The organism is Ferrimonas balearica DSM 9799, assembly GCF_000148645.1.
Classification (GTDB): domain Bacteria; phylum Pseudomonadota; class Gammaproteobacteria; order Enterobacterales; family Shewanellaceae; genus Ferrimonas; species Ferrimonas balearica.
Window position 1 is genome coordinate 3,163,540 of the sequence record NC_014541.1, and the last position, 19,433, is coordinate 3,182,972.

Annotated in this window: 20 protein-coding genes and 7 tRNA genes; 15 read left to right on the forward strand and 12 right to left on the reverse strand. The window is 60.7% G+C overall.

What is annotated here, in order from left to right; translation table 11 throughout:
• The first annotated feature begins 270 nt into the window (after positions 1–270).
• Positions 271–1,278 (forward strand): isocitrate dehydrogenase, encoded by a 1,008-nt coding sequence (locus FBAL_RS14420; protein ID WP_013346322.1) that lies wholly within the window; start codon positions 271–273, stop codon positions 1,276–1,278.
• Between the two features lie 60 nt (positions 1,279–1,338).
• Here the strand turns inward: FBAL_RS14420 and FBAL_RS14425 are convergent, their stop codons facing one another.
• From FBAL_RS14425 to FBAL_RS14445, 5 genes are read right to left on the reverse strand one after another with little or no spacing between them, the layout of a single operon-like run.
• On the reverse strand, positions 1,339–1,542 hold the full coding sequence (locus FBAL_RS14425) for a hypothetical protein (RefSeq protein WP_013346323.1): 204 nt from the start codon (positions 1,540–1,542) through the stop codon (positions 1,339–1,341).
• Positions 1,543–1,559: 17 nt separating this feature from the next.
• The gene (gene rlmM / locus FBAL_RS14430) at positions 1,560–2,627 is read right to left on the reverse strand and encodes a 23S rRNA (cytidine(2498)-2'-O)-methyltransferase RlmM (RefSeq protein ID WP_041251316.1); all 1,068 of its coding nucleotides are present in this window, start codon (positions 2,625–2,627) and stop codon (positions 1,560–1,562) included.
• Positions 2,620–3,003, reverse strand: coding sequence for a DUF423 domain-containing protein (locus FBAL_RS14435; protein WP_013346325.1), 384 nt, complete (start codon positions 3,001–3,003; stop codon positions 2,620–2,622). Before FBAL_RS14435 ends, rlmM begins: the two co-directional genes overlap by 8 nt.
• Positions 3,000–3,665 carry an alpha/beta fold hydrolase gene (locus FBAL_RS14440; RefSeq protein ID WP_013346326.1) on the reverse strand — a complete coding sequence of 222 codons (666 nt, stop codon included), beginning with the start codon at positions 3,663–3,665 and terminating at the stop codon, positions 3,000–3,002. The genes FBAL_RS14435 and FBAL_RS14440 overlap by 4 nt, the downstream gene beginning before the upstream one ends.
• The gene (locus FBAL_RS14445; RefSeq protein WP_013346327.1) at positions 3,640–4,554 is read right to left on the reverse strand and encodes a transcriptional regulator GcvA; all 915 of its coding nucleotides are present in this window, start codon (positions 4,552–4,554) and stop codon (positions 3,640–3,642) included. The genes FBAL_RS14440 and FBAL_RS14445 overlap by 26 nt, the downstream gene beginning before the upstream one ends.
• Positions 4,555–4,690: 136 nt before the next feature.
• On the opposite strand from FBAL_RS14445, the gene FBAL_RS14450 reads away from it, so the two are divergent.
• Positions 4,691–4,906, forward strand: coding sequence for a hypothetical protein (locus tag FBAL_RS14450; protein WP_013346328.1), 216 nt, complete (start codon positions 4,691–4,693; stop codon positions 4,904–4,906).
• A gap of 66 nt (positions 4,907–4,972) precedes the next feature.
• On the opposite strand, the gene kdsA is transcribed toward FBAL_RS14450, so the two are convergent.
• From kdsA to hemA, 6 genes are all read right to left on the reverse strand, one after another.
• A complete protein-coding gene (gene kdsA / locus FBAL_RS14455; RefSeq protein WP_013346329.1) occupies positions 4,973–5,824 on the reverse strand; it encodes a 3-deoxy-8-phosphooctulonate synthase in 852 nt (283 codons plus the stop codon).
• A gap of 52 nt (positions 5,825–5,876) precedes the next feature.
• Positions 5,877–7,121 carry a DUF819 family protein gene (locus FBAL_RS14460; RefSeq protein WP_013346330.1) on the reverse strand — a complete coding sequence of 415 codons (1,245 nt, stop codon included), beginning with the start codon at positions 7,119–7,121 and terminating at the stop codon, positions 5,877–5,879.
• A gap of 78 nt (positions 7,122–7,199) precedes the next feature.
• Entirely contained in the window at positions 7,200–7,595 is a 396-nt protein-coding gene (locus FBAL_RS14465) for a SirB2 family protein (protein WP_013346331.1), read from the reverse strand.
• 37 nt (positions 7,596–7,632) lie between these two features.
• Positions 7,633–8,472, reverse strand: coding sequence for a peptide chain release factor N(5)-glutamine methyltransferase (gene prmC, locus FBAL_RS14470; protein ID WP_013346332.1), 840 nt, complete (start codon positions 8,470–8,472; stop codon positions 7,633–7,635).
• Positions 8,473–9,555, reverse strand: a complete 1,083-nt coding sequence (prfA, locus tag FBAL_RS14475; RefSeq protein WP_013346333.1) for a peptide chain release factor 1 — start codon at positions 9,553–9,555, stop codon at positions 8,473–8,475.
• 94 nt (positions 9,556–9,649) lie between these two features.
• A complete protein-coding gene (gene hemA / locus FBAL_RS14480; protein WP_013346334.1) occupies positions 9,650–10,900 on the reverse strand; it encodes a glutamyl-tRNA reductase in 1,251 nt (416 codons plus the stop codon).
• Between the two features lie 265 nt (positions 10,901–11,165).
• On the opposite strand from hemA, the gene lolB reads away from it, so the two are divergent.
• The 13 genes from lolB to FBAL_RS14545 all read left to right on the forward strand — a co-directional run bounded on the left by lolB (position 11,166) and on the right by FBAL_RS14545 (position 17,175).
• Positions 11,166–11,639 (forward strand): lipoprotein insertase outer membrane protein LolB, encoded by a 474-nt coding sequence (gene lolB / locus FBAL_RS14485; RefSeq protein WP_171814276.1) that lies wholly within the window; start codon positions 11,166–11,168, stop codon positions 11,637–11,639.
• On the forward strand, positions 11,639–12,481 hold the full coding sequence (gene ispE, locus FBAL_RS14490; RefSeq protein ID WP_013346336.1) for a 4-(cytidine 5'-diphospho)-2-C-methyl-D-erythritol kinase: 843 nt from the start codon (positions 11,639–11,641) through the stop codon (positions 12,479–12,481). Before lolB ends, ispE begins: the two co-directional genes overlap by 1 nt.
• Before the next feature lie 13 nt (positions 12,482–12,494).
• Positions 12,495–12,569: transfer RNA gene (locus FBAL_RS14495), tRNA-Gln, on the forward strand.
• A gap of 220 nt (positions 12,570–12,789) precedes the next feature.
• Entirely contained in the window at positions 12,790–13,737 is a 948-nt protein-coding gene (locus FBAL_RS14500; protein ID WP_013346337.1) for a ribose-phosphate pyrophosphokinase, read from the forward strand.
• 201 nt (positions 13,738–13,938) lie between these two features.
• Positions 13,939–14,571, forward strand: coding sequence for a 50S ribosomal protein L25/general stress protein Ctc (locus tag FBAL_RS14505; RefSeq protein ID WP_013346338.1), 633 nt, complete (start codon positions 13,939–13,941; stop codon positions 14,569–14,571).
• 2 nt (positions 14,572–14,573) lie between these two features.
• Complete coding sequence (gene pth / locus FBAL_RS14510; RefSeq protein WP_013346339.1) at positions 14,574–15,170, forward strand: aminoacyl-tRNA hydrolase; 597 nt, start codon at positions 14,574–14,576, stop codon at positions 15,168–15,170.
• Positions 15,171–15,193: 23 nt separating this feature from the next.
• A complete protein-coding gene (ychF, locus tag FBAL_RS14515; RefSeq protein ID WP_013346340.1) occupies positions 15,194–16,285 on the forward strand; it encodes a redox-regulated ATPase YchF in 1,092 nt (363 codons plus the stop codon).
• A gap of 283 nt (positions 16,286–16,568) precedes the next feature.
• A tRNA-Met gene (locus FBAL_RS14520) sits at positions 16,569–16,645 on the forward strand.
• 6 nt (positions 16,646–16,651) lie between these two features.
• Positions 16,652–16,736: transfer RNA gene (locus tag FBAL_RS14525), tRNA-Leu, on the forward strand.
• Positions 16,737–16,746: 10 nt separating this feature from the next.
• A tRNA-Gln gene (locus FBAL_RS14530) sits at positions 16,747–16,821 on the forward strand.
• A gap of 63 nt (positions 16,822–16,884) precedes the next feature.
• A tRNA-Met gene (locus tag FBAL_RS14535) sits at positions 16,885–16,961 on the forward strand.
• A gap of 31 nt (positions 16,962–16,992) precedes the next feature.
• A tRNA-Gln gene (locus FBAL_RS14540) sits at positions 16,993–17,067 on the forward strand.
• A gap of 33 nt (positions 17,068–17,100) precedes the next feature.
• Positions 17,101–17,175, forward strand: a tRNA-Gln gene (locus tag FBAL_RS14545).
• A gap of 214 nt (positions 17,176–17,389) precedes the next feature.
• Here the strand turns inward: FBAL_RS14545 and FBAL_RS14550 are convergent.
• Entirely contained in the window at positions 17,390–19,363 is a 1,974-nt protein-coding gene (locus tag FBAL_RS14550) for a TonB-dependent copper receptor (RefSeq protein WP_013346341.1), read from the reverse strand.
• Positions 19,364–19,433 lie beyond the last annotated feature (70 nt).

Here is a 19,433-nt window from a genome sequence, read left to right on the forward strand (position 1 = left end):
GCGGCGTTACCGGCGCCGCCACCACGCTCCCCAGGGTGAGCCCCAACAGGGGCAATACTGTCAGCCATCTCCTGTGCACAGAGTTACCTCTCAAAATGTCCATTTTTGTGACTTATACCTTCAGCTAACTGTTAGTAAGCTGCAAAAATCGTTAGAATGTGGGCCGCAACATGCTAACAAAGCCCCGCCTCTCCGTCACAGTCATCAGTGACTGGTCGGAGAATAAGAAGGGCCAAGGATCCAACAAGTTCAACGTGGAAGGATGTAACCATGTCCGCAAGAAGCATTACCGTGATCCCCGGCGATGGGATCGGACCCGATATTGTCGATGCCACCCTTAAGGTACTGGACAAAGCCGGCTGTAACTTCACCTACGAATTCGCTGATGCGGGTCTGGCCGCGCTAGAAAAGCACGGTGAACTGGTTCCCGCCAGCACTCTCGAGCTGATTGAAAAGAACCGCGTTACCCTCAAAGGCCCTCTGACTACGCCCATCGGCGAAGGCTTTACCTCTATCAACGTCAGCCTGCGTAAGCGCTTTAACCTGTACGCCAACGTGCGTCCGGTGCTGTCCCTGAAAGGGACCCAGGCCCGCTATGACAACGTCGACATCATCACCATCCGTGAAAACACCGAAGGGATGTACTCCGGCGCCGGCCAGCGCGTGACCGACGATGGCAGCACCGCCGAAGCGATGAGCATCATCACCCGCGAGGGTGCCGAGCGCATCTGTGAGTTTGCCTACCAGCTGGCCCGCAAAGAGGGCCGCAAGAAGGTCACTGCGGTGCACAAGGCCAACATCATGAAGTCCACCTCCGGCCTGTTCCTGAAAGTGGCCCGTGAAGTGGGTGAGCGCTACCCGGACATCGAGTCCGAAGAGATGATCGTGGACGCCACCTGCATGAAGCTGGTGATGGACCCGTCCCAGTTTGACGTGATCGTCACCACCAACCTGTTCGGTGACATCCTGTCTGACCTGTGTGCCGGTCTGGTCGGCGGTCTGGGCCTGGCCCCGGGCGCCAACATCGGCACCGACGCCGCCATCTTTGAAGCGGTACACGGCAGTGCTCCGGACATCGCAGGCCAGGACCTGGCCAACCCCACCGCACTGATCCTCGGTGCCGTGCAGATGCTGGAGTACCTGGGCATGTCCGACAAGGCCGCGCGCATCCGTGACGCCGTCCGCGACACCATCGCCGCCGGTGAGAACGTGACCCGCGACCTCGGTGGCAACGCCGGCACCAAGGCGTTTACCGACGCCATCCTGGCTCGCCTGTAAGGCCATCCCGCCAGCAACAAAAAAGGCTCCCGCATGGGAGCCTTTTTTATGGATTACCGGTCAGGGTCGCCAGCGCAGCTGCGCCGGTTGATGATCTTTGGGCCGCGCCAGATAGGGCACCAGCACCAGATAGGAAAACAGCATCGCACTGAGGATCCACAACACTTGTGTGCAACCCTTGGCGCGGTTTAAGCGCGCTACCCACCAGGTGGGCAGCATCCAGGTTATTGTGCCCAACAGGGCCCAGAACGTCATCGCGACCATGCGGCCTCCGTCGGTATTTACCCTCGACGGCGCAGGTAGACAGTGATCTCCTCGCGGTCGTGGTACAGGTGTTTGGCTTGTAGCTCAAACCCTACCCCGGAGCCGTCCAGGATTTCCGTTAACTGGTTCAAACAATCGCACACCGTGGTGTAACGTTGTTTCATCGGCAGCTTGAGGTTAAAGATCGCCTCGCTGCACCAGCCCCGGGCAAACCAGCTGCCCATCAACTGCGCCACCCGGTCCGGCTTTTCAATCATGTCGCACACCAGCCAGGTCACGTTCTTGCGCTGCGGTTCGTACTTGAAGCCGTCTTCCATATGGTGGGTCACCTGGCCGGTTTCCATCAGGTTCTCCGCCATCGGGCCGTTGTCCACGGCCTGCACAAACAGACCGCGACGCACCAGCTGATAGGTCCAGCCACCCGGGCAGGCGCCCAGGTCCACTGCACGCATGCCCGGTTGCAGTCGGGCCGCTTCCTGCTCTTCAGTCAGGAAATAGCGGATCGCTTCGTCCAGCTTCAGGGTGGAGCGGCTTGGTGCTTCGGCCGGGAACTTCAGGCGCTCGATGCCCATAAAGTGCGGCGAGCCGTTATCGGAGCGGCTGTAACCGAGGTAACCGTTCTGGTTGTCGGTCAGAAAGAGATGGATGCGGGGCATGTTCTCTTTCTCGGCCTTGGTCAGCACACCGCGCTGACGCAGGGCCTGGCGCAGCGGCACGGTAAATTTGCGGCAGAAGGTCAGCAACGAGCGGTAATCGTCGCCTTCGCCACTCTCCACCCAAAGCTTGCCCGCCTTAGGCAGCAGTTCGGCATGCTCGAGTACCGCGGCCACGCGGTCGGCGGGGTCCATCTCGTTCAGGTCCGCCAGCACCACAAACCAGGCACGGGCGAAGATCAGGCTGCGCAGCGGCAGCTCGCGCATCAGCCGCTCAGCGTCGTCCGGCTGATAACACTCAAACAGCACAAAGCCGCTGTTCTTAATCAGGCGCGGGTAACCAAACACCTCGTGCTCGGCAGCACGCTCCTGAATCTCCGCCGCACACTCTTTCTCAAAACCAGCACGGCAGTGCAGCAGCACTTTACTCACGCTCACCCCCTTTCACCATCGCCATCACGGCCAGCAAGCCCCAGCCCACCATCAGGGTCATGCCCCCCATCGGGGTGATCGGGCCAAAGCCCTTGCTGCCCAGCAATACCAAAGCGTAGATGCTGCCGGAGAAGGCCAGCATGCCGAGGATCATGGCGATGCCCGCGGCCACCAGCAGGCGGCTCTGTTCACGCATCAGCCACAAGCCAATGGCCATCAGCGCCAGCGCATGGAAAAACTGGTACTGCACCGCAGTATTAAAGCTGTCCACCAGGTGAGGACTCACTTTGCCCGGCAGGCCATGGGCGCCGTAGGCCCCCAGGCCGGTGGCCAGAAGGCCCAGCAGGGCAGCGATTAACAGGAACAGTCGGCTCATGATGCACATCCTTTGATAAAACCGCGGGCCAAATCGGCAGCCCGCTTTAAGTTGTCTTGTTCGCTCAGGCCGCTGCGCTTGCGCGGCACCAGGCTGTGGTCGCCATCGGTGATCCACTCAAGGGTGGTGCCCGATGGCAGGGGCTGACCGGCCAGCTCCGTCTCAGAGCCAAAGCTGTCACGCTGGCCCTGGAGAATCAGCAGCGGCACCTGGCACGCCTGAATCGGCTCCCAGCGCCACTTGTCCGGTTCGGTCTTGCCCACCGGGTGGAAGGGGTAACCCAACGCGATAACGCCTTCCACGTCGTGGTCAGCGCCGCAGACGGTGGCTACCCGGCCCCCCATCGACTTGCCCGCCAGAAACAGGCGGCGACCGCTGCCCGCGAACGCCTTAATCCATTGCTGGTAGCACTCGATCAGGCGGGGCAGCTTGTCCGGCGGACGTCGCTTACCCTCGTCGCGGGCGCGGATCATATAGGGAAACTCAAAACGGATCACGGCGATCTCGTCACTGCCCAGCAGCGCCGCGAATTTGGTCATAAAGGGGTGGTCCATGCCTGCCCCGGCACCGTGGGCCAACAGCACCAGGTTAGGGGCCATGGGATTGCCATCGAGCCGAAACCCGGCAGGCAGCGCCTCAGTCGGCAGAGGGGATAAGATCACTGTGGGCCTCGTCACTGAACATCTGCAGCATCCACTCACGGAACGCTTCAATCTTGCCAAGGTCTGCCTGGTTTTCATGACACACCAGGTAGTAGGCGTTTTTGCTCTTCAATACGTCACCAAAGGGGCACACCAGACGACCGGCTTCCACCTCAGGGCGGGCCAGTACCGAGGAGCCCAGCGCCACACCCTGACCGTGGATCGCGGCCTGCAACACCAGTGAGGAGTGACTGAAGATGGGGCCGGAGTTCACATTGACGTTGGCGCCCACCTGCTTGATCCAGGCTTTCCAATCCCGCCGGGACATATCGTGCAGCAGGGTGAAGCGCGCCAGATCGGCGATCTCACGCAGCGGATTGTCGCCCTGCAGCAGACGGGGCGAACACACCGGCACCAGGCATTCACTGCGCAGCTTATCCGCCCGCAGTCCGGCCCAGTTGCCCCGGCCAAAGTAGATCGCGACGTCCACATCGTCGGTCAGCGAGGCCTCATCCTCATCCACCGCTTTGATCCGCACGTCCACCTCTGGATGCTGCTCAGAGAAGCGGGCCAACCGGGGCACCAGCCACTGAATCGCAAAGGAGGGGGTCATGCTGACGGTGAGAGAACCGGTGGCACTGCGCGCCAGCAAACGCTCGGTGGCATCGGCCAGTTGAGTGAACAGATCCTTGATGTCGAGAAAGTAGCTCTGCCCCTCTTCGGTGAGCAGGAGCGAACGGTTTCTTCGGCGAAACAATTTTAATCCAAGGAACTCCTCGAGCGCCTTGATCTGGTGGCTGACAGCGGCCTGAGTCACGAACAGCTCTTCAGCGGCCCGGGTAAAACTCAGATGGCGTGCTGCCGCCTCAAATGCCTTAACCGCATTGAGGGGTGGAAGGCGCCTGGACATGGTGATCCACCTCACGTTTATTGATTACTTTAGCTAATGCGTAATCTTATATTATTTCGTTTGTCACCGGCACTGCCACAGGCTAAATTTTGCGCCGAATTCGACACTTATTTTGCCTTAGGGCAGGAGACGTTCCATGACCACCATCGCACTGCTGGCCGCTCTGATCACCACCCCCGCCCTGCAACCGGAACCGGTTCAATTTGACCGTGAGGGTATCAACCAAGAGGTTCAGGCCCAGCTGCAGGTACAACTGGATGAAGTGCATCAGTCACTGATGAGCATGGACGCACAGCCGGCACTCAAGCTGGCCCGCACTGAGCCGCAGCAAGACAGCAAAGACGGCGAGTGATCCCGACTTGCAAAAACGCCGCCCCTGACTGACGTTGGAGGCGGCGTTTTTTGTGGCGCGAAGGGCTTACTGGATATCCAGCTCCGGCTGCGCCTTGATCAGGTCGTCCAGTGCTTTGAGCTGGGCCAGGAACGGCTCCAGCATCGCCAGCGGCAGCGCACTCGGGCCATCACACAGGGCGTTGTCCGGGTCCGGGTGGGCTTCCAGGAACAGACCCGCCAAACCGGTGGCCATACCGGCCTTGGCCAGCTCCACGGTTTGACGGCGACGACCGCCGGAGGCCGCACCCAGCGGGTCACGGCACTGCAGCGCGTGGGTCACGTCGAAGATCACCGGCAGGCCGCCGGACGCTTCTTTCATGGTGCGGAAGCCCAGCATGTCCACCACCAGGTTGTCGTAACCGAAGTTGGCGCCACGCTCACAGAGGATCACCTCCTCCTTGCCGCACTCACGGAACTTCTCAACGATGTTCTTCATCTGGCCGGGGCTCAGGAACTGCGGCTTCTTCACGTTCACCACCGCATCAGTGGCCGCCATGGCCGCCACCAGATCGGTCTGGCGTGCCAGGAACGCCGGCAGCTGGATCACATCAACCACCTCAGCCACCGGGGCCGCCTGGTGGGTTTCGTGCACGTCGGTGATCAGCGGCACGTTGAAGGTGGACTTAATCTCTTCAAAGATCTTCAGGCCCTCTTCCATGCCCGGTCCACGGTAGGAGTGGATGGAGGAGCGGTTGGCCTTGTCGAAGGAGGCCTTGAACACGTAGGGGATGCCCAGCTTCTCGGTTACCTGCACATAGTGCTCGGCAATCCGCATCGCCAGATCCCGGGATTCCAGTACGTTCATGCCGCCAAACAGCACGAAAGGCTTGTCGTTGGCCACATCACATTGGCCGACTCGGATGGCTTTCGCGTCCATCATTACCTCACTTAGGTCAACACACGGCGGGCCAGGCCCACCGCCTTAGAATTCATTGTGCCAGTGCCTGCAGGATCTGCCCGCAGAACCAGGCCATATAGGTGCCCAGCACGTATCCCAGTACCGCCAGCAACACCCCAACCGGTGCCAACGCCGGATGGAAAGCCGCGGCCACCACCGGCGCAGAAGCCGCCCCACCCACGTTGGCCTGACTGCCTACCGCCATGTAGAACAGCGGCGCCCGGATCAGACGCGCCACCAACAGCATTATGGCCGCATGCACCAGCATCCACACCGCGCCAAGCAGGAAATAAACCGGCGTCTCCAGCAGCGCAGTGATGTCCATATGCATGCCGATGGTGGCCACCAGCACGTAGATGCCGGCGGAACCCACCCGCGACGCCCCCACCGCTTCCAGTCTGTGGGCGCGGGTCAGCGACAGCAGCACCCCGAGGGTGGTGGCCAGCACCATCAGCCAGAAGAAGCCGGAGTGCAGGCTGTACTTTTCCAGCTCGGGGAAATGGCTGGCAAACCAGGGCGCCAGCCAATCGGCCCCATAGTGTGCCAGACCGGTGGCCCCAAAGCCTACTGCCAGAATCACCATCAGGTCACGAAGCAGCGGAATTTTCGCGTGTTCCTCCTGCCAGGCCGCCATCTGGCGACGAAGCGCCTCCAGCGCCGTGGTGTCCGCCCCCAGTTTGCTGTCCCAGCGGTTGGCCCGCGGCACCAGGATCAGCAGCACCGCCATCCAGGCATTGGCCACCAGCACGTCCACCGCCACCATGGCGGAGAAGATGGTGTCCCCTACCCCGTAGATCTCTTTCATCGCAGTCTGGTTGGCGCCTCCGCCAATCCAGCTGCCCGCCACCGTGGTCATGCCACGCCACACCGCTTCCGGGCCGTGGCCACTGAGCAGTTCGGGGAACAGGGCCGACACCAGCAGCAGTGCCACCGGCGCCCCCAGCACGATGCCCAGGGTGCCTGCCAGGAACATGATCACCGCCTTAGGGCCCAGCGACGCGATGGCTTTCAGGTCCAGGTTGAGGGTCAGCAGCACCAGTGCAGTGGGCAGCAGAAAGCGCGACGCCACGTAGTAGAGCGACTTATCTTCGCCATCAATGATGCCGAAGGTGTTCAGCAGCGAGGGGATGAAGTAGCACAGCAGCAGGGCCGGAATGTAGCGGTAGAAGCGACGCCAGAAGGGGTGTGGGCTGGTGGAGGTATAGAACACCGCCCCCAGTACCACCATCAGCAGGCCCAGCACCGAGGCCGGATTGGTGATCAATACGTCAGACATCTTTTACTCCTTGATCGGATTGCGCGTCTGAAAACGCACAGAGGGGCCATCCTGGCCCCTCTTGGTGTGTGGTCGAACTCAGCCCAACAGAATGGGCGTTTTGGTCATCGCCAGCACCGCCATGTAGTAGACCCAGCCCAGGGCACCCAAAAAGGCCACCACGCGGAACAGATTGCCGCGTTGCAGCTTAAAGGTGATCACCCCCAACACAATGTAGGCGACCAGCGCCATCATCTTCTCGGTCAGCCACGGGGCATCGAAGGGGTATTGGGCGATGGCCACGCACAGCAGCGCACCGGACAGCAGCAAAAAGGTATCCAGCACGTGCGGGGAGATACGGGCCCATTTGCGGTTGAGCAGGTCAGAGCCGACCATCAGCCAGACGAAGCGCACGATAAAGAAGCCGACACTGGCCGCGATCAGGGTCATGTGCAGGTGCTTCAGGCCGGGGTACAGGGAATAGAACCATTCCATATCGTTGAATTTCCTTCCGTAAAAGTCTGGGGCTAGATTACGCGCTTGCGGCCAGAAAACCCAGAGTGAAGCGTTCGCGATTGCCCAGATCCCGGCCGGTCCGTACCGAGGTCAGCCCCGCCTGACGGAAAATCTCACGTACCGCTTCCCCCTGGTCCCAGCCGTGTTCGACCATCAATACGCCACCGGCTCTGAGGTGGTTTGCTGCGGCTTCAGCCAGATGGCGGATGTCGGCCAGGCCGTGGTCATCGGCGGTCAGGGCGGAGCGCGGTTCAAAGCGCACGTCCCCCTGCCCCAGGTGCGGGTCCTGTGGGTCTATGTAAGGCGGGTTGGAGACGATCAGGTCAAAGCGCTGGCCGGACAGCGGTTCAAACCAGCTGCCGTGGTGCACGGTGATCGGCAGGTCCAGCGCCTCGCTGTTGGCCCGGGCCAGCGCCACCGCGTCGGCGATGCGGTCCACCGCACTGATGCGCCAGCCGGGCTGCTCGCTCTTCAGCGCCAGGGCGATGGCGCCGGTGCCGGTGCCCAGGTCCACCACTTCGGCGTCATCGGGCAGGCCCAGTTCCAGCGCCGCCTCCACCAGAGACTCGGTATCCGGACGCGGGATCAGAGTGGTGGCGTTCACCTTAAGCGGCAACGACCAGAACTCCCGTTGGCCGGTCAGGTGCGCCACCGGTTCACCGGCCTGGCGTCGGGCCAGCAGTCCCGCCAGATTGGCCACCAGTGGCTCGGGCAGTTCATGCTCTGGCCAGGTAAACAGGAAGCTGCGGGGCTTACCAAGGCGGGACAACAGCAGCAGCTCGGCGTCCAGCCGCGGGCTGTCGCTGTGCCCCTCCAGTTGGGCGCTGGCCTCGGCCAGCCAGGCATCGATGCGCACTTACGCGTCCTCTGCCAGGGCAGCCAGCAGGTCGGCCTGGTGCTCCTGCAGGATCGGCTGCATCAGCGCACTCAGCTCCCCTTCCATCACCTCAGTCAGGCGATAGAGGGTCAGGTTGATGCGATGATCAGAGACCCGGCCCTGCGGGTAGTTGTAGGTACGAATGCGCTCAGAGCGGTCACCGGACGCCACCAGAGAACGGCGGGTACTGGTCTCTTCGGCTTTGCGCTTTTCATCTTCCGCCGCCTGCAGACGAGCGGAGAGCACCGCCATCGCTTTGGCGCGGTTTTTATGCTGGGAACGTTCGTCCTGACACTCCACCACGGTGCCGGTGGGGAGGTGGGTGATCCGCACCGCAGAGTCGGTTTTGTTGACGTGCTGACCGCCCGCGCCGGAGGCCCGGAAGGTGTCCACCTTAAGGTCGGCGGGATTGATCTCGATCGCTTCCGCTTCAGGCACTTCCGGCATCACCACCACGGTGCAGGCGGAGGTGTGGATGCGGCCCTGGGATTCCGTCGCCGGCACCCGCTGTACCCGGTGGCCACCGGATTCAAATTTCAGCTCACCGTAGACGCTGTCGCCGCTGAACTTGGCGATCACCTCTTTGTAGCCGCCGTGCTCGCCATCACTGGCGGACATCAGCTCTACCGACCAGCCTTTCTGCTCAGCGTAGCGGCTGTACATGCGCAGCAGGTCACCGGCAAAGATCGCCGCTTCGTCGCCACCAGCGCCAGCGCGGATCTCAACAAAGGCACTGCGATCGTCGTTGGGGTCTTTGGGCAGCAGCAGGATCTGAAGCTCCTGCTCGAGGGCTTCGGTCTGGGCGCGGGCCTCCGCCAGCTCCTCTTCGGCCATCTCCTTCATCTCCGGGTCCGCCAGCATCTCGGTGGCGGTGGCGATGTCCTCCTGATTCTGCTGATAGGCCAGGAAGGCATTGACCACAGCTTCCAGCTGGGAGTACTCCTTGGAGAGTTGGCGAAAACGGTCCTGATCGGCGATCACATCGGGCTCGCCCAGCAGCGCCTGAACCTCTTCATAGCGCTCCTGCAGCCCTTCCAGTTTCGCGTAAACGGTTGGCTTCATCGAATACCTTACTTACGGCCACATCGGGTGGCGTGACAGCAAAACGGAAGCACAAGGCTTCCGTTTCAAATCCATTATGGGGATTGGGAATGGCTTAATTGTCGTCGATGCCGAGGGCAGCGCGCAAGAGCTCAAGGCTGTCCAGATCACCGGAGCGGGCCGCTTTGGACAGAGCCTGGGTGGGAGAGTGGATCAGCTTATTGGTCAGCTTATTGGCCAGCTCCAGCATCACCGCTTCCGGGTCCGCACCGGAGGCCAGTCGCTCCTGAGCCCGGGCCAGGGCATCGGCTTTCACCGCTTCACTCTGGCTACGGAAGGCGCGAATGGTGGCCACGGAGTCGAGGCTGCGCAGCCAGCTCATAAACTCGCTGGATTGCTCATGGGCAATCAGCTCAGCCTGCTCGGCCGCTTCCAGACGGGACGCCATGTTCTTCTCGACGATGCCTTGCAGGTCATCGACGGTGTAGAGGTAGGCGTTCTCCAGATCGGCCACTTCCGACTCGATGTCGCGAGGAACGGCGATATCCACCAGCAGCATGGGCTGGTGGCGACGAGCTTTCAGCGCGTTCTCCACCATCCCTTTGCCCAGGATCGGCAGCGGAGACGCGGTGGAGGAGATCACGATATCGGCTTCCGCCAGGTGCTCGGGGATCTGGGGCAGGGTCACCGCTCTACCGCCGAACTCGGCCGCCATACCTTCCGCGCGAGCCAGGGTACGGTTTGCCACCACCATATTGGTTACGCCCTGTTCGCTCAGGTGGCGAGCCACCAGTTCGATGGTTTCACCGGCGCCCACCAGCAGCACGCGGGAACGGGACAGGTCATCAAAGATATGACGGGCCAGGTTCACTGCGGCAAAGGCCACGGACACGGCGGAGGAACCGATCTCGGTTTCGGTACGGATGCGCTTGGCCACCTTAAAGGTGTGCTGGAACAAGCGGTCGAGGGTATGTGCGATGGTGCCGACGCGCTTGGCGTCCGCAAAGGCCTGCTTAATCTGGCCGAGGATCTGGGGTTCGCCCAACACCAGCGAGTCCAGACCGGCGGAGACCCGCAGCAGATGCTGGACAGCCGACTGCCCCGTGTGCAAATAGATGCACTCGCGCAGCTCAGCTTCACTGAGGTTATGGAACTGACTCAACCACTGGATCAGGCGGTCACATTCCACCTGGTTGGTATACAACTCCGTGCGGTTGCAGGTAGAGAGGATCACCGCCTCTCCGGTTCGGGTCTGATCCGCAAGACTCTTTAGGGCATCGGTGAGGATGTCCGGGCCAAAGGCCACTTTTTCCCGCAACGAGACGCTGGCGGTCTTGTGATTGATTCCAATAGCAACTAACGTCATGGCTTCGTAACTAACTCGCCCTTATCTCTGTCAATCCGTGGCGGCTCAGCAATTTTACGCACAAAGCGGATGACGATGGAAATAAAACCGGGACGTCTGGCCAGCCTCAACCTCATCTCTGAGGCGTGGCGCACAAAGTTGGAAAGAAATGCTTAACCTACCATTCAAAACGTTACCGCTTTTATTCTTCATTATTCTCATTAACGGTTGCGCCAGTCCCATCCCTGCCGGGGATGCCCCGGCCGCCGACGCCCCCAACTGGCTCATGCGCGGAAAACTGGCGGTGATCCAGCCGGATCAGCGGGTCTCCGCCAACCTGAGCTGGCGCCATCGCGACAGTTCCGGCCAGGATGATCTGCGCCTGGCCACGCCACTGGGCAACACGGTGCTGGTACTGAACAGTCGCCCGGGTCACGCCCAGGTACAATACGATGGTCAGACCCACCAGGGCCAGAGCGCCGACCAACTGATTGAACGTCTCACCGGTTGGCCCCTGCCCCTGAGCCAGATCAGCCGCTACCTGCTGGGCGACACCCGCGGGGCCGAATCCGTTGAGTATGGCAGCGATGGCGAAGTCTCCCAACTGCAGCTGGTGCATCCGCAAAGCGGCGAACTGTGGCAGTTGCGCTACCTCGGCTGGCAGCAGTTGTCCGGCTATAAAGTGCCGGTGCAGATCGAGTTGCGCCGGGACGATCAACGCTTAAAATTGGCCCTTTCCCACTGGCAACCGGAACCCTGATGTCCTCCAGCGCCGCCTGGCCAGCCCCGGCCAAACTGAATCTCTGCCTGCACATTAATGGTCGTCGTCCCGACGGCTATCACGAGCTGCAGACCCTGTTTCAATTTGTCGACTTTGCCGACCAGCTCCATTTCGACATCACCGACGACGGTGTGATTGCGCTGACGCCGGCCATTCCCGGTGTGGCCCACGATGACAACCTGATTGTCCGTGCCGCCCGCCGCCTGCAGGCCCACACCGGCACCCATAAAGGCGCACGCATCCATCTGGACAAACGCCTGCCGATGGGCGGGGGGCTAGGCGGGGGGTCCTCCGATGCAGCCACCACCCTGGTGGCGTTGAACCATCTGTGGAACACCGGTGTGGATGAAGACACCCTGGCGGATTTGGGCCTGGCCCTGGGCGCCGATGTGCCGGTGTTCGTGCGTGGCCGTGCTGCCATGGCCGACGGCGTTGGTGAAAAGTTGCGCCCGGTAAATGTTGAAGAGCCTTGGTACCTGGTGGTCGTACCAGATGTCGAAGTGAGCACAGCGGAAGTCTTTGGTCACCCGGACCTGACCCGCGACAGCGCCAAGATCACAGCATTGGAAACCCAGCCGGAACGCTGGCACAACGACTGCCAGAAGGTGGTGTGTGAAGCCTACCCCCAAGTTGCAAAGGCGCTGAGCTGGTTGGTAGAATACGCGCCGTCAAAAATGACCGGTACCGGCAGCTGTGTGTTTGGTCGATTCGACCAACAACAACAGGCGCAGGCCGCGCTCGAGCAACTCCCCGCCGAATGGCAGGGATTCGTTGCCCGGGGCTGCAACCTGTCGCCGCTGCAGGCTAAACTGGGTCAGTAAAACAACAGTCCACTGGGCTATCGCCAAGCGGTAAGGCAGCGGGTTTTGATCCCGCCATTCCCAGGTTCGAATCCTGGTAGCCCAGCCATAATCCGGAGCGCGGTCATGCAATCAGGACGTCCAGCCTGAATGACCGCGTCCCACCGTCCGGCGGGACCGGAGGGTGCCCCCAGAGGCATTTTTGACACAGGTTCGGGGCGTTTTGCCCGAACAGATGAAGTAATACGGAGAATGACCAGCTCGCCGCTGGGTCCTTAATCCCAGGCGCGCGGTCTTCCACCCAAGTCAATAAGCCTGAGGTTCTTCCTGTGCCCGACATCAAGCTTTTTGCCGGCAACGCCACGCCGGAACTTGCCAGTCGCATTGCCCAACGCCTGTACTCCTCTCTGGGTGAAGCCGAAGTGGGTCGTTTCTCCGACGGAGAGATCAGCGTCCAGATCAATGAAAACGTTCGCGGCGCTGACGTATTCATTATCCAGTCCACTTGTGCCCCCACCAACGACAATCTGATGGAACTGGTTGTGATGGTAGACGCCCTGCGTCGTGCCTCCGCCGGTCGTATCACTGCCGTTATCCCCTACTTTGGTTACGCCCGTCAGGATCGCCGTGTGCGCTCCGCCCGTGTGCCGATCACCGCAAAAGTAGTTGCCGACTTCCTGTCCAGCGTGGGTGTTGACCGCGTCCTGACCTGTGACCTGCACGCTGAGCAGATCCAGGGCTTCTTCGACGTACCGGTGGACAACGTATTCGGCAGCCCGGTGCTGCTGGAAGACATGCGCGCCAAAGCCCTGGACAACCCGGTTGTCGTTTCTCCGGACATCGGTGGTGTGGTGCGTGCGCGTGCTGTCGCCAAACTGCTGGACGATACCGACCTGGCCATCATCGACAAGCGTCGTCCGCGTGCCAACGTTTCCCAGGTGATGCACATCATCGGTGACGTTAAGGACCGTGACTGCATCATCGTTGATGACATGATCGATACCGGCGGCACCCTGTGCAAAGCGGCTGAAGCCCTGAAAGAGCACGGCGCTCGTCGCGTGTTCGCTTACGCCACCCACCCGGTGTTCTCCGGCAACGCGGCGGACAACATCCGCGACTCCGTGATTGACGAAGTTATCGTGACCGACACCATCCCGCTGAAGGATGAGATGAAGGCCACCGGTAAAGTGACTCAGCTGACCATGAGCCAGGTTCTGGCCGAAGCGATCCGTCGCGTCAGCAACGAAGAGTCCATCTCCGCGATGTTCGACCAGTAAGGTCTGAGTTCCGCGTAAAACGCCCCGCCCTGTGCGGGGCGTTTTTGTTTGGCTTCCAAGCCCGGTTTGAGCAGTTCGCCATCAAAGTGGTAGACTACGCCGCCGGCATTTCCCTTGGTGATCTGCCGGGACTCGTCTAAAAGGATAAAACCCTGTCTTGGTCGCGAGGCAGGGGGACACCCACACAAGGAGAACGGACCTATGTCGCAATTTACATTCGACGCTGAAGTCCGTACCGAGATAGGCACCGGTGCGAGCCGCCGGTTGCGTCGGGCAGAGAGATTGCCCGCAGTGTTGTACGGTGCAGACGAAGCTCCTGTGGCCATTACCCTGGACCACAATAAAGTCAACCAAGCCCAGGAACTGGAAGCGTTTTATAGCCAGATCCTGATTCTGAACATCGACGGCAAAAAGGTGGAAGCGATCGTGAAAGCGATGCAGCGCCACCCCTATAAGCCCAAGCTGCTTCATATTGATTTTCAGCGCGTTAAGCGCGGTGAGGCGATGACCGCCACCGTGCCGCTGCACTTCATCAATGAAGAAGACTCGGCCGGCGTCCGCGCCGGGGGCACCGTGATGCACCTCGTCAACGAGGTCACCATCCGTTGTCTGCCGCAGGACCTGCCGGAGAATATCGAGGTGGATACGCTCAACCTGAACACTGGGGAAACCCTGCACCTGTCGGATCTTAAGACGCCGAAAGGGGTGGAGTTCCCGAATCTGGAAGCGGGCTCTGACAACGACCTGTCAGTGGTCAGCATCCAACCGCCGAAAGGTGGCAGTGATGAGGAAGAGGGTGACACCGAAGCCGACAGCGAACAGACACAAGAGTAACGGTGAGCAACAACATCCGTTTAATCGTGGGCCTGGCAAACCCAGGCCCCGAATACGCCCATACCCGTCACAACGCCGGCGAGTGGTTGGTTAAAGAACTGGCCCGCGCCCACAACGTGACGCTGAAGAGCGAAAGCAAATTTTTCGGCCTGACCGGACGCATCCAGTCCGGCAGCCAGGACCTGCGTCTGCTGGTCCCCACCACCTTTATGAATCTGTCCGGCAAAGCCGTTGGCGCCATGGCCAACTTTTATGGCCTGGAACCGGAACAGATCCTGGTGGCCCACGATGAGCTGGACCTGCCCCCGGGCGTTGCCCGCATCAAGCAAGGCGGCGGTCACGGCGGCCACAATGGCCTGAAAGACATCATCAAGGCCCTGGGCAACAACAAAGAGTTTTATCGCCTGCGGATCGGCATTGGCCATCCCGGCGATCGTAACCGGGTCTCCGGTTACGTACTGGGCAAGGCCCCGGCGCCCGAACAACGGGCCATCGACGAGGCCGTCGATGAGGCCAGCCGCAGCATCGATATCCTGCTGCGTGATGGCATCACCAAGGCCCAAAATCGGCTTCATACCTTCACGGCCCAACCGGCCTAACTGACGTAAAGGTTAACAACACCATGGGTTTTAAATGCGGAATCGTGGGTCTGCCCAACGTGGGCAAATCCACTCTGTTTAACGCGCTGACCAAGGCCGGCATCGAAGCGGCCAACTTCCCCTTCTGTACCATTGAGCCGAACACCGGCGTGGTGCCGGTGCCGGACGCGCGCCTCGATGCCCTGGCCAAGATCGTCAACCCGCAGCGAGTGCTGCCGACCACCATGGAGTTCGTGGACATCGCGGGCCTGGTAAAAGGCGCCTCCACCGGTGAAGGTCTGGGCAACAAGTTCCTGGCCAACATCCGTGAAACCGACGCCATCGGTCACGTGGTGCGCTGCTTCGAGAACGACAACATCGTTCACGTCGCTGGCGGCGTAAACCCGGCCGAAGACATCGAGGTGATCAACACCGAGCTGGCTCTGGCCGACATGGACGCGGTAGAGAAGGCACTGCAGCGCCTGGCCAAGCGTGCCAAAGGCGGTGACAAAGACGCCAAAGCGGAGATCCTGGTACTGGAAAAGGTACTGCCGACCCTGGAACAGGGCGGCATGGCCCGCTCCGTGGCCCTCGAGCCGGAAGAGAAAGCCCGCATTCAGTACATGGGCCTGCTGACTCTGAAGCCGACCATGTACATCGCCAACGTGAATGACGATGGCTTCGAGAACAACCCCTACCTCGACCAGGTGCGCGAAATCGCCGCCAAAGAGAACGCGGTCGTGGTGCCGGTGTGTGCCGAGATTGAGTCCGAGATCGCCGAACTGGACGACGAAGAGCGCGTTGAGTTTATGGCGGACCTGGGCATTGAAGAGCCGGGCCTGAACCGCGTTATCCGTTCCGGTTACGAGCTGCTGAACCTGCAAACCTACTTCACCGCCGGTGTGAAGGAAGTGCGCGCCTGGACCATCCCTGTTGGTGCCACTGGCCCGCAGGCTGCTGGTAAGATCCACACCGACTTCGAGCGCGGCTACATCCGTGCCGAAGTGATCGCCTACGACGACTACATCGCCCTGGGCGGTGAGAACGCCGCGAAGGAAGCCGGTAAGAAGCGCTCCGAAGGAAAAGAGTACATTGTCAAAGACGGCGATGTGATTCACTTCCTGTTTAACGTCTGAGGCATCCCTGCCATTGACGTCAAAAACCCGGCCAAGGCCGGGTTTTTTTCGTTTTATCTGCCGCTTCCGGGCCCACAGTTGCGAAGACAACCGAAAAAAGCCACCCTCTCTGTGCGCGCTTTTTGCTCGCCGCCAACGGCGAATTGCTGCTTCTTTATCTAGTCTGACTATTTTCCACGCGAACAATCCCGATTGGAAAGATTTCGCGGCAAAAGCAGTTGACGCTGTGGGGGCAACTCAGCATAATACGCCCCGCTCCCAGCGATGGGACGCAACTTTTGATGGCTACGTAGCTCAGCTGGTTAGAGCACGGCACTCATAATGCCGGGGTCGCAGGTTCAAGTCCCGCCGTAGCCACCATCTTCTGCGGAAGTGGCGGAATTGGTAGACGCACCAGATTTAGGTTCTGGCGCCGCGAGGCGTGAGAGTTCAAGTCTCTCCTTCCGCACCATGTTGTCTGTTGGGCTATCGCCAAGCGGTAAGGCAGCGGGTTTTGATCCCGCCATTCCCAGGTTCGAATCCTGGTAGCCCAGCCATTATTTTGATGTTTGACGTTGTCGGGCATCGATTGGGGAAAGCCCAATCACCACAGTTTTCGTGGCTACGTAGCTCAGCTGGTTAGAGCACGGCACTCATAATGCCGGGGTCGCAGGTTCAAGTCCCGCCGTAGCCACCATTATTTCGATTGCGTCAGCAATCACCCCAGTTGGGCTATCGCCAAGCGGTAAGGCAGCGGGTTTTGATCCCGCCATTCCCAGGTTCGAATCCTGGTAGCCCAGCCATCTTTCGAACGACGTCGGTTGTTCACCCCCAGTTGGGCTATCGCCAAGCGGTAAGGCAGCGGGTTTTGATCCCGCCATTCCCAGGTTCGAATCCTGGTAGCCCAGCCATCTTCTCAAAAGCTCGCCTTGTGCGGGCTTTTGTCGTTTCTGGCTCCCGGAAAATCCTTACTGACGCCGTCCTGGTGGCGTTGTGCCGGTGAATTAAGGCCAAGCCCCCCATATCCATCAACGCGTTGCCTGGGACCGCCCCAGACGTGTCAAAATCGAGACAAAAAAAGCGGCACCCGGTGGGTGCCGCTTCGCTTGGCGAGGTTGATGAAACTCAGAAGTTGTAGTCGAGGCGAACCCAGGCGTTACGGCCCGGCTCGTTAACACGCACCGTGCGCTCCTCCGGCGGCAGCATATCGTTGCCGCTGCCCGCTTTGCTGACGTGCTCAGCGTAAGCCTTGTCGAAGAGGTTATCGATGCCGAAGCTCAGACGAATCGCTTCGCCATGTTTCCAGGCGCCGTTGAGGGAGAGCACACCGAAGCCGGCGGTTTCACCCAGGTCCTGGCCCACGATGTTGCCCTGCCCTACGGCGACGCGATCCTGGTTGTCCACCAGGCGCCACAACGCCCCGAACGCCCAGTTGTCGTTCTCGTAGTCCAGCGCGACGCGGCCTTCCAGCGGTGAGATCTGACCCAACGCCACATTGTCGGTGTCGTTATCGCCGTGGGTATACGCCACGGTGGTGGTCAGCTTGAAGTACTGAGCAAAGCGGTAACTCGCGCCCAACTCCCCGCCCCACAGGGTGGCATCCACATTCCGGGCACTGGGCATGCTGTTGTTGTCGATCAGGATGTAATCCTGAATGTCGGCATAGAACAGCGAGGCGGACAGCTCCACCGGGCCCTGATAGATCCAGCCCATATCCAGCTGGGTGGTCTGCTCCGGATCCAGGGTCAGGTTTTTGCCCGACTTCATGATCTCCCAGTAGTCGGCGATGCGCTGGGCATAACCCACACCGGCGTAGAGCTGGTGTTGTTCCAGCAGCCACTCGTAACGACCAAAACCGCTGACCAGGTTTTCAGTGCGCTCATTGACCTTATTGGCGCCAGACCAGCTGCCCAGCAACGTCTGCTCGTAGCGGTCATAACGGGCGCCAGCCACCACTTTGCCCGGACCGATCTGCCAGTCAGACTCCAGCAACAAACCGAGGTTTTCCTTGCTGTAGACGTCCTCGAACGCGTTGCCCAGCAGTTCATCCAGGCTCAGGCCGTTGCGCATGTCCTGGGTGCTGTCCAGGTAGTCGATGCCCACCAGCAGCGCCCAGTTGTCGCTGGGGGTCAGTTCAAACCAGAGGTGGCCACCGATGTTGGTGCGACGCGGGTTGGCACCGGGGACGGTGTTATCCAGCTTGTCGAACTGGTCCATGATGTGGTCGTTCTGGTTCCAGTAAGCCTGGAACTCCACCATCTTGAGCCAATCCAGCTGGGAACCGGTACGGGCCAGCAGAGTCGCGTTTTCGTTGTCGATCTGGCGGGCTTTGTTGGCGCGGTCCGCGTACTCCGCAGAGCCGGAGGAGAAGCCGTAACTCAGTTCCAGCACCGAGTCCGCATCCGGCGTCCAGCCGATGGCGGTATGGAAGCTGTCACGGTCATAGCTGGATTGCATGGTGTCGCCGTTGCCGTCCTCGAAATCATCACTCTCGGAATGGTTGGCATCGATGCGCCAGTAGTGGTCCGGGGTGCCGGTGATCAGCTCCATGGCGTAGTCTTTACGCTCGAAGCTGCCAAAGGTCATGCTGGCACGGCCCTCCGTCCCCTTCTCCGCCAGGCCGAAGTGGTCGCGTTCAAACAGCACGGTACCGGCAGAACCCACCGGGCCATACTTCACGGTCTGTGGGCCTTTAATCACCTCAACCCGTTCATAGGTGTCCGGCGAGATGTAGTTGGTCGGCGGGTCCATACGGCCACCGCAGGTGCCCCCCACCTGTTGGCCATCGTTCACGATATTGACCCGGGAACCGGCCATACCACGCAGGGTGATGTCGCCACCGGCGCCACCCTTACGGATGACGTTAAAGCCGGGGATGGTGCGCAGGAAACCGGAGCCATCAAATGCCGGCAGCGGCTGGCGCGGCAGTTTGGGGTCGGTGACCACGGTCAGCGGTGATTGCATCACGTCCGCGGTAACCACCTGGTATTCGTCGCAGTGACCCTCCTCAGCACAATCGCTGATCTTATCGGCGTAGGCCGGCAGGGCCAGCGCCAGGTTTACGGCCGCAGTAACGGCCAGAAGCTTGCTAACAGGCATGAAATGTCAATCCTTGTGATCGTTCAGCGCGGGGCAAGTGCCATGGGATAGACGCTGTTTTACTCCGATT

Coding starts and splice junctions, on each gene's coding strand:
- FBAL_RS14460 (WP_013346330.1), bottom strand. CDS start 7,121: ATGTCTGACGTATTGATCACCAATCCGGCCTCGGTGCTGGGCCTGCTG.
- FBAL_RS14445 (WP_013346327.1), bottom strand. CDS start 4,554: ATGTCCAGGCGCCTTCCACCCCTCAATGCGGTTAAGGCATTTGAGGCG.
- ychF (WP_013346340.1), top strand. CDS start 15,194: ATGGGTTTTAAATGCGGAATCGTGGGTCTGCCCAACGTGGGCAAATCC.
- FBAL_RS14505 (WP_013346338.1), top strand. CDS start 13,939: ATGTCGCAATTTACATTCGACGCTGAAGTCCGTACCGAGATAGGCACC.
- kdsA (WP_013346329.1), bottom strand. CDS start 5,824: ATGGACGCGAAAGCCATCCGAGTCGGCCAATGTGATGTGGCCAACGAC.
- FBAL_RS14420 (WP_013346322.1), top strand. CDS start 271: ATGTCCGCAAGAAGCATTACCGTGATCCCCGGCGATGGGATCGGACCC.
- FBAL_RS14435 (WP_013346325.1), bottom strand. CDS start 3,003: ATGAGCCGACTGTTCCTGTTAATCGCTGCCCTGCTGGGCCTTCTGGCC.
- FBAL_RS14425 (WP_013346323.1), bottom strand. CDS start 1,542: ATGGTCGCGATGACGTTCTGGGCCCTGTTGGGCACAATAACCTGGATG.
- FBAL_RS14465 (WP_013346331.1), bottom strand. CDS start 7,595: ATGGAATGGTTCTATTCCCTGTACCCCGGCCTGAAGCACCTGCACATG.
- FBAL_RS14550 (WP_013346341.1), bottom strand. CDS start 19,363: ATGCCTGTTAGCAAGCTTCTGGCCGTTACTGCGGCCGTAAACCTGGCG.
- hemA (WP_013346334.1), bottom strand. CDS start 10,900: ATGACGTTAGTTGCTATTGGAATCAATCACAAGACCGCCAGCGTCTCG.
- lolB (WP_171814276.1), top strand. CDS start 11,166: ATGCGCGGAAAACTGGCGGTGATCCAGCCGGATCAGCGGGTCTCCGCC.
- ispE (WP_013346336.1), top strand. CDS start 11,639: ATGTCCTCCAGCGCCGCCTGGCCAGCCCCGGCCAAACTGAATCTCTGC.
- FBAL_RS14450 (WP_013346328.1), top strand. CDS start 4,691: ATGACCACCATCGCACTGCTGGCCGCTCTGATCACCACCCCCGCCCTG.
- prfA (WP_013346333.1), bottom strand. CDS start 9,555: ATGAAGCCAACCGTTTACGCGAAACTGGAAGGGCTGCAGGAGCGCTAT.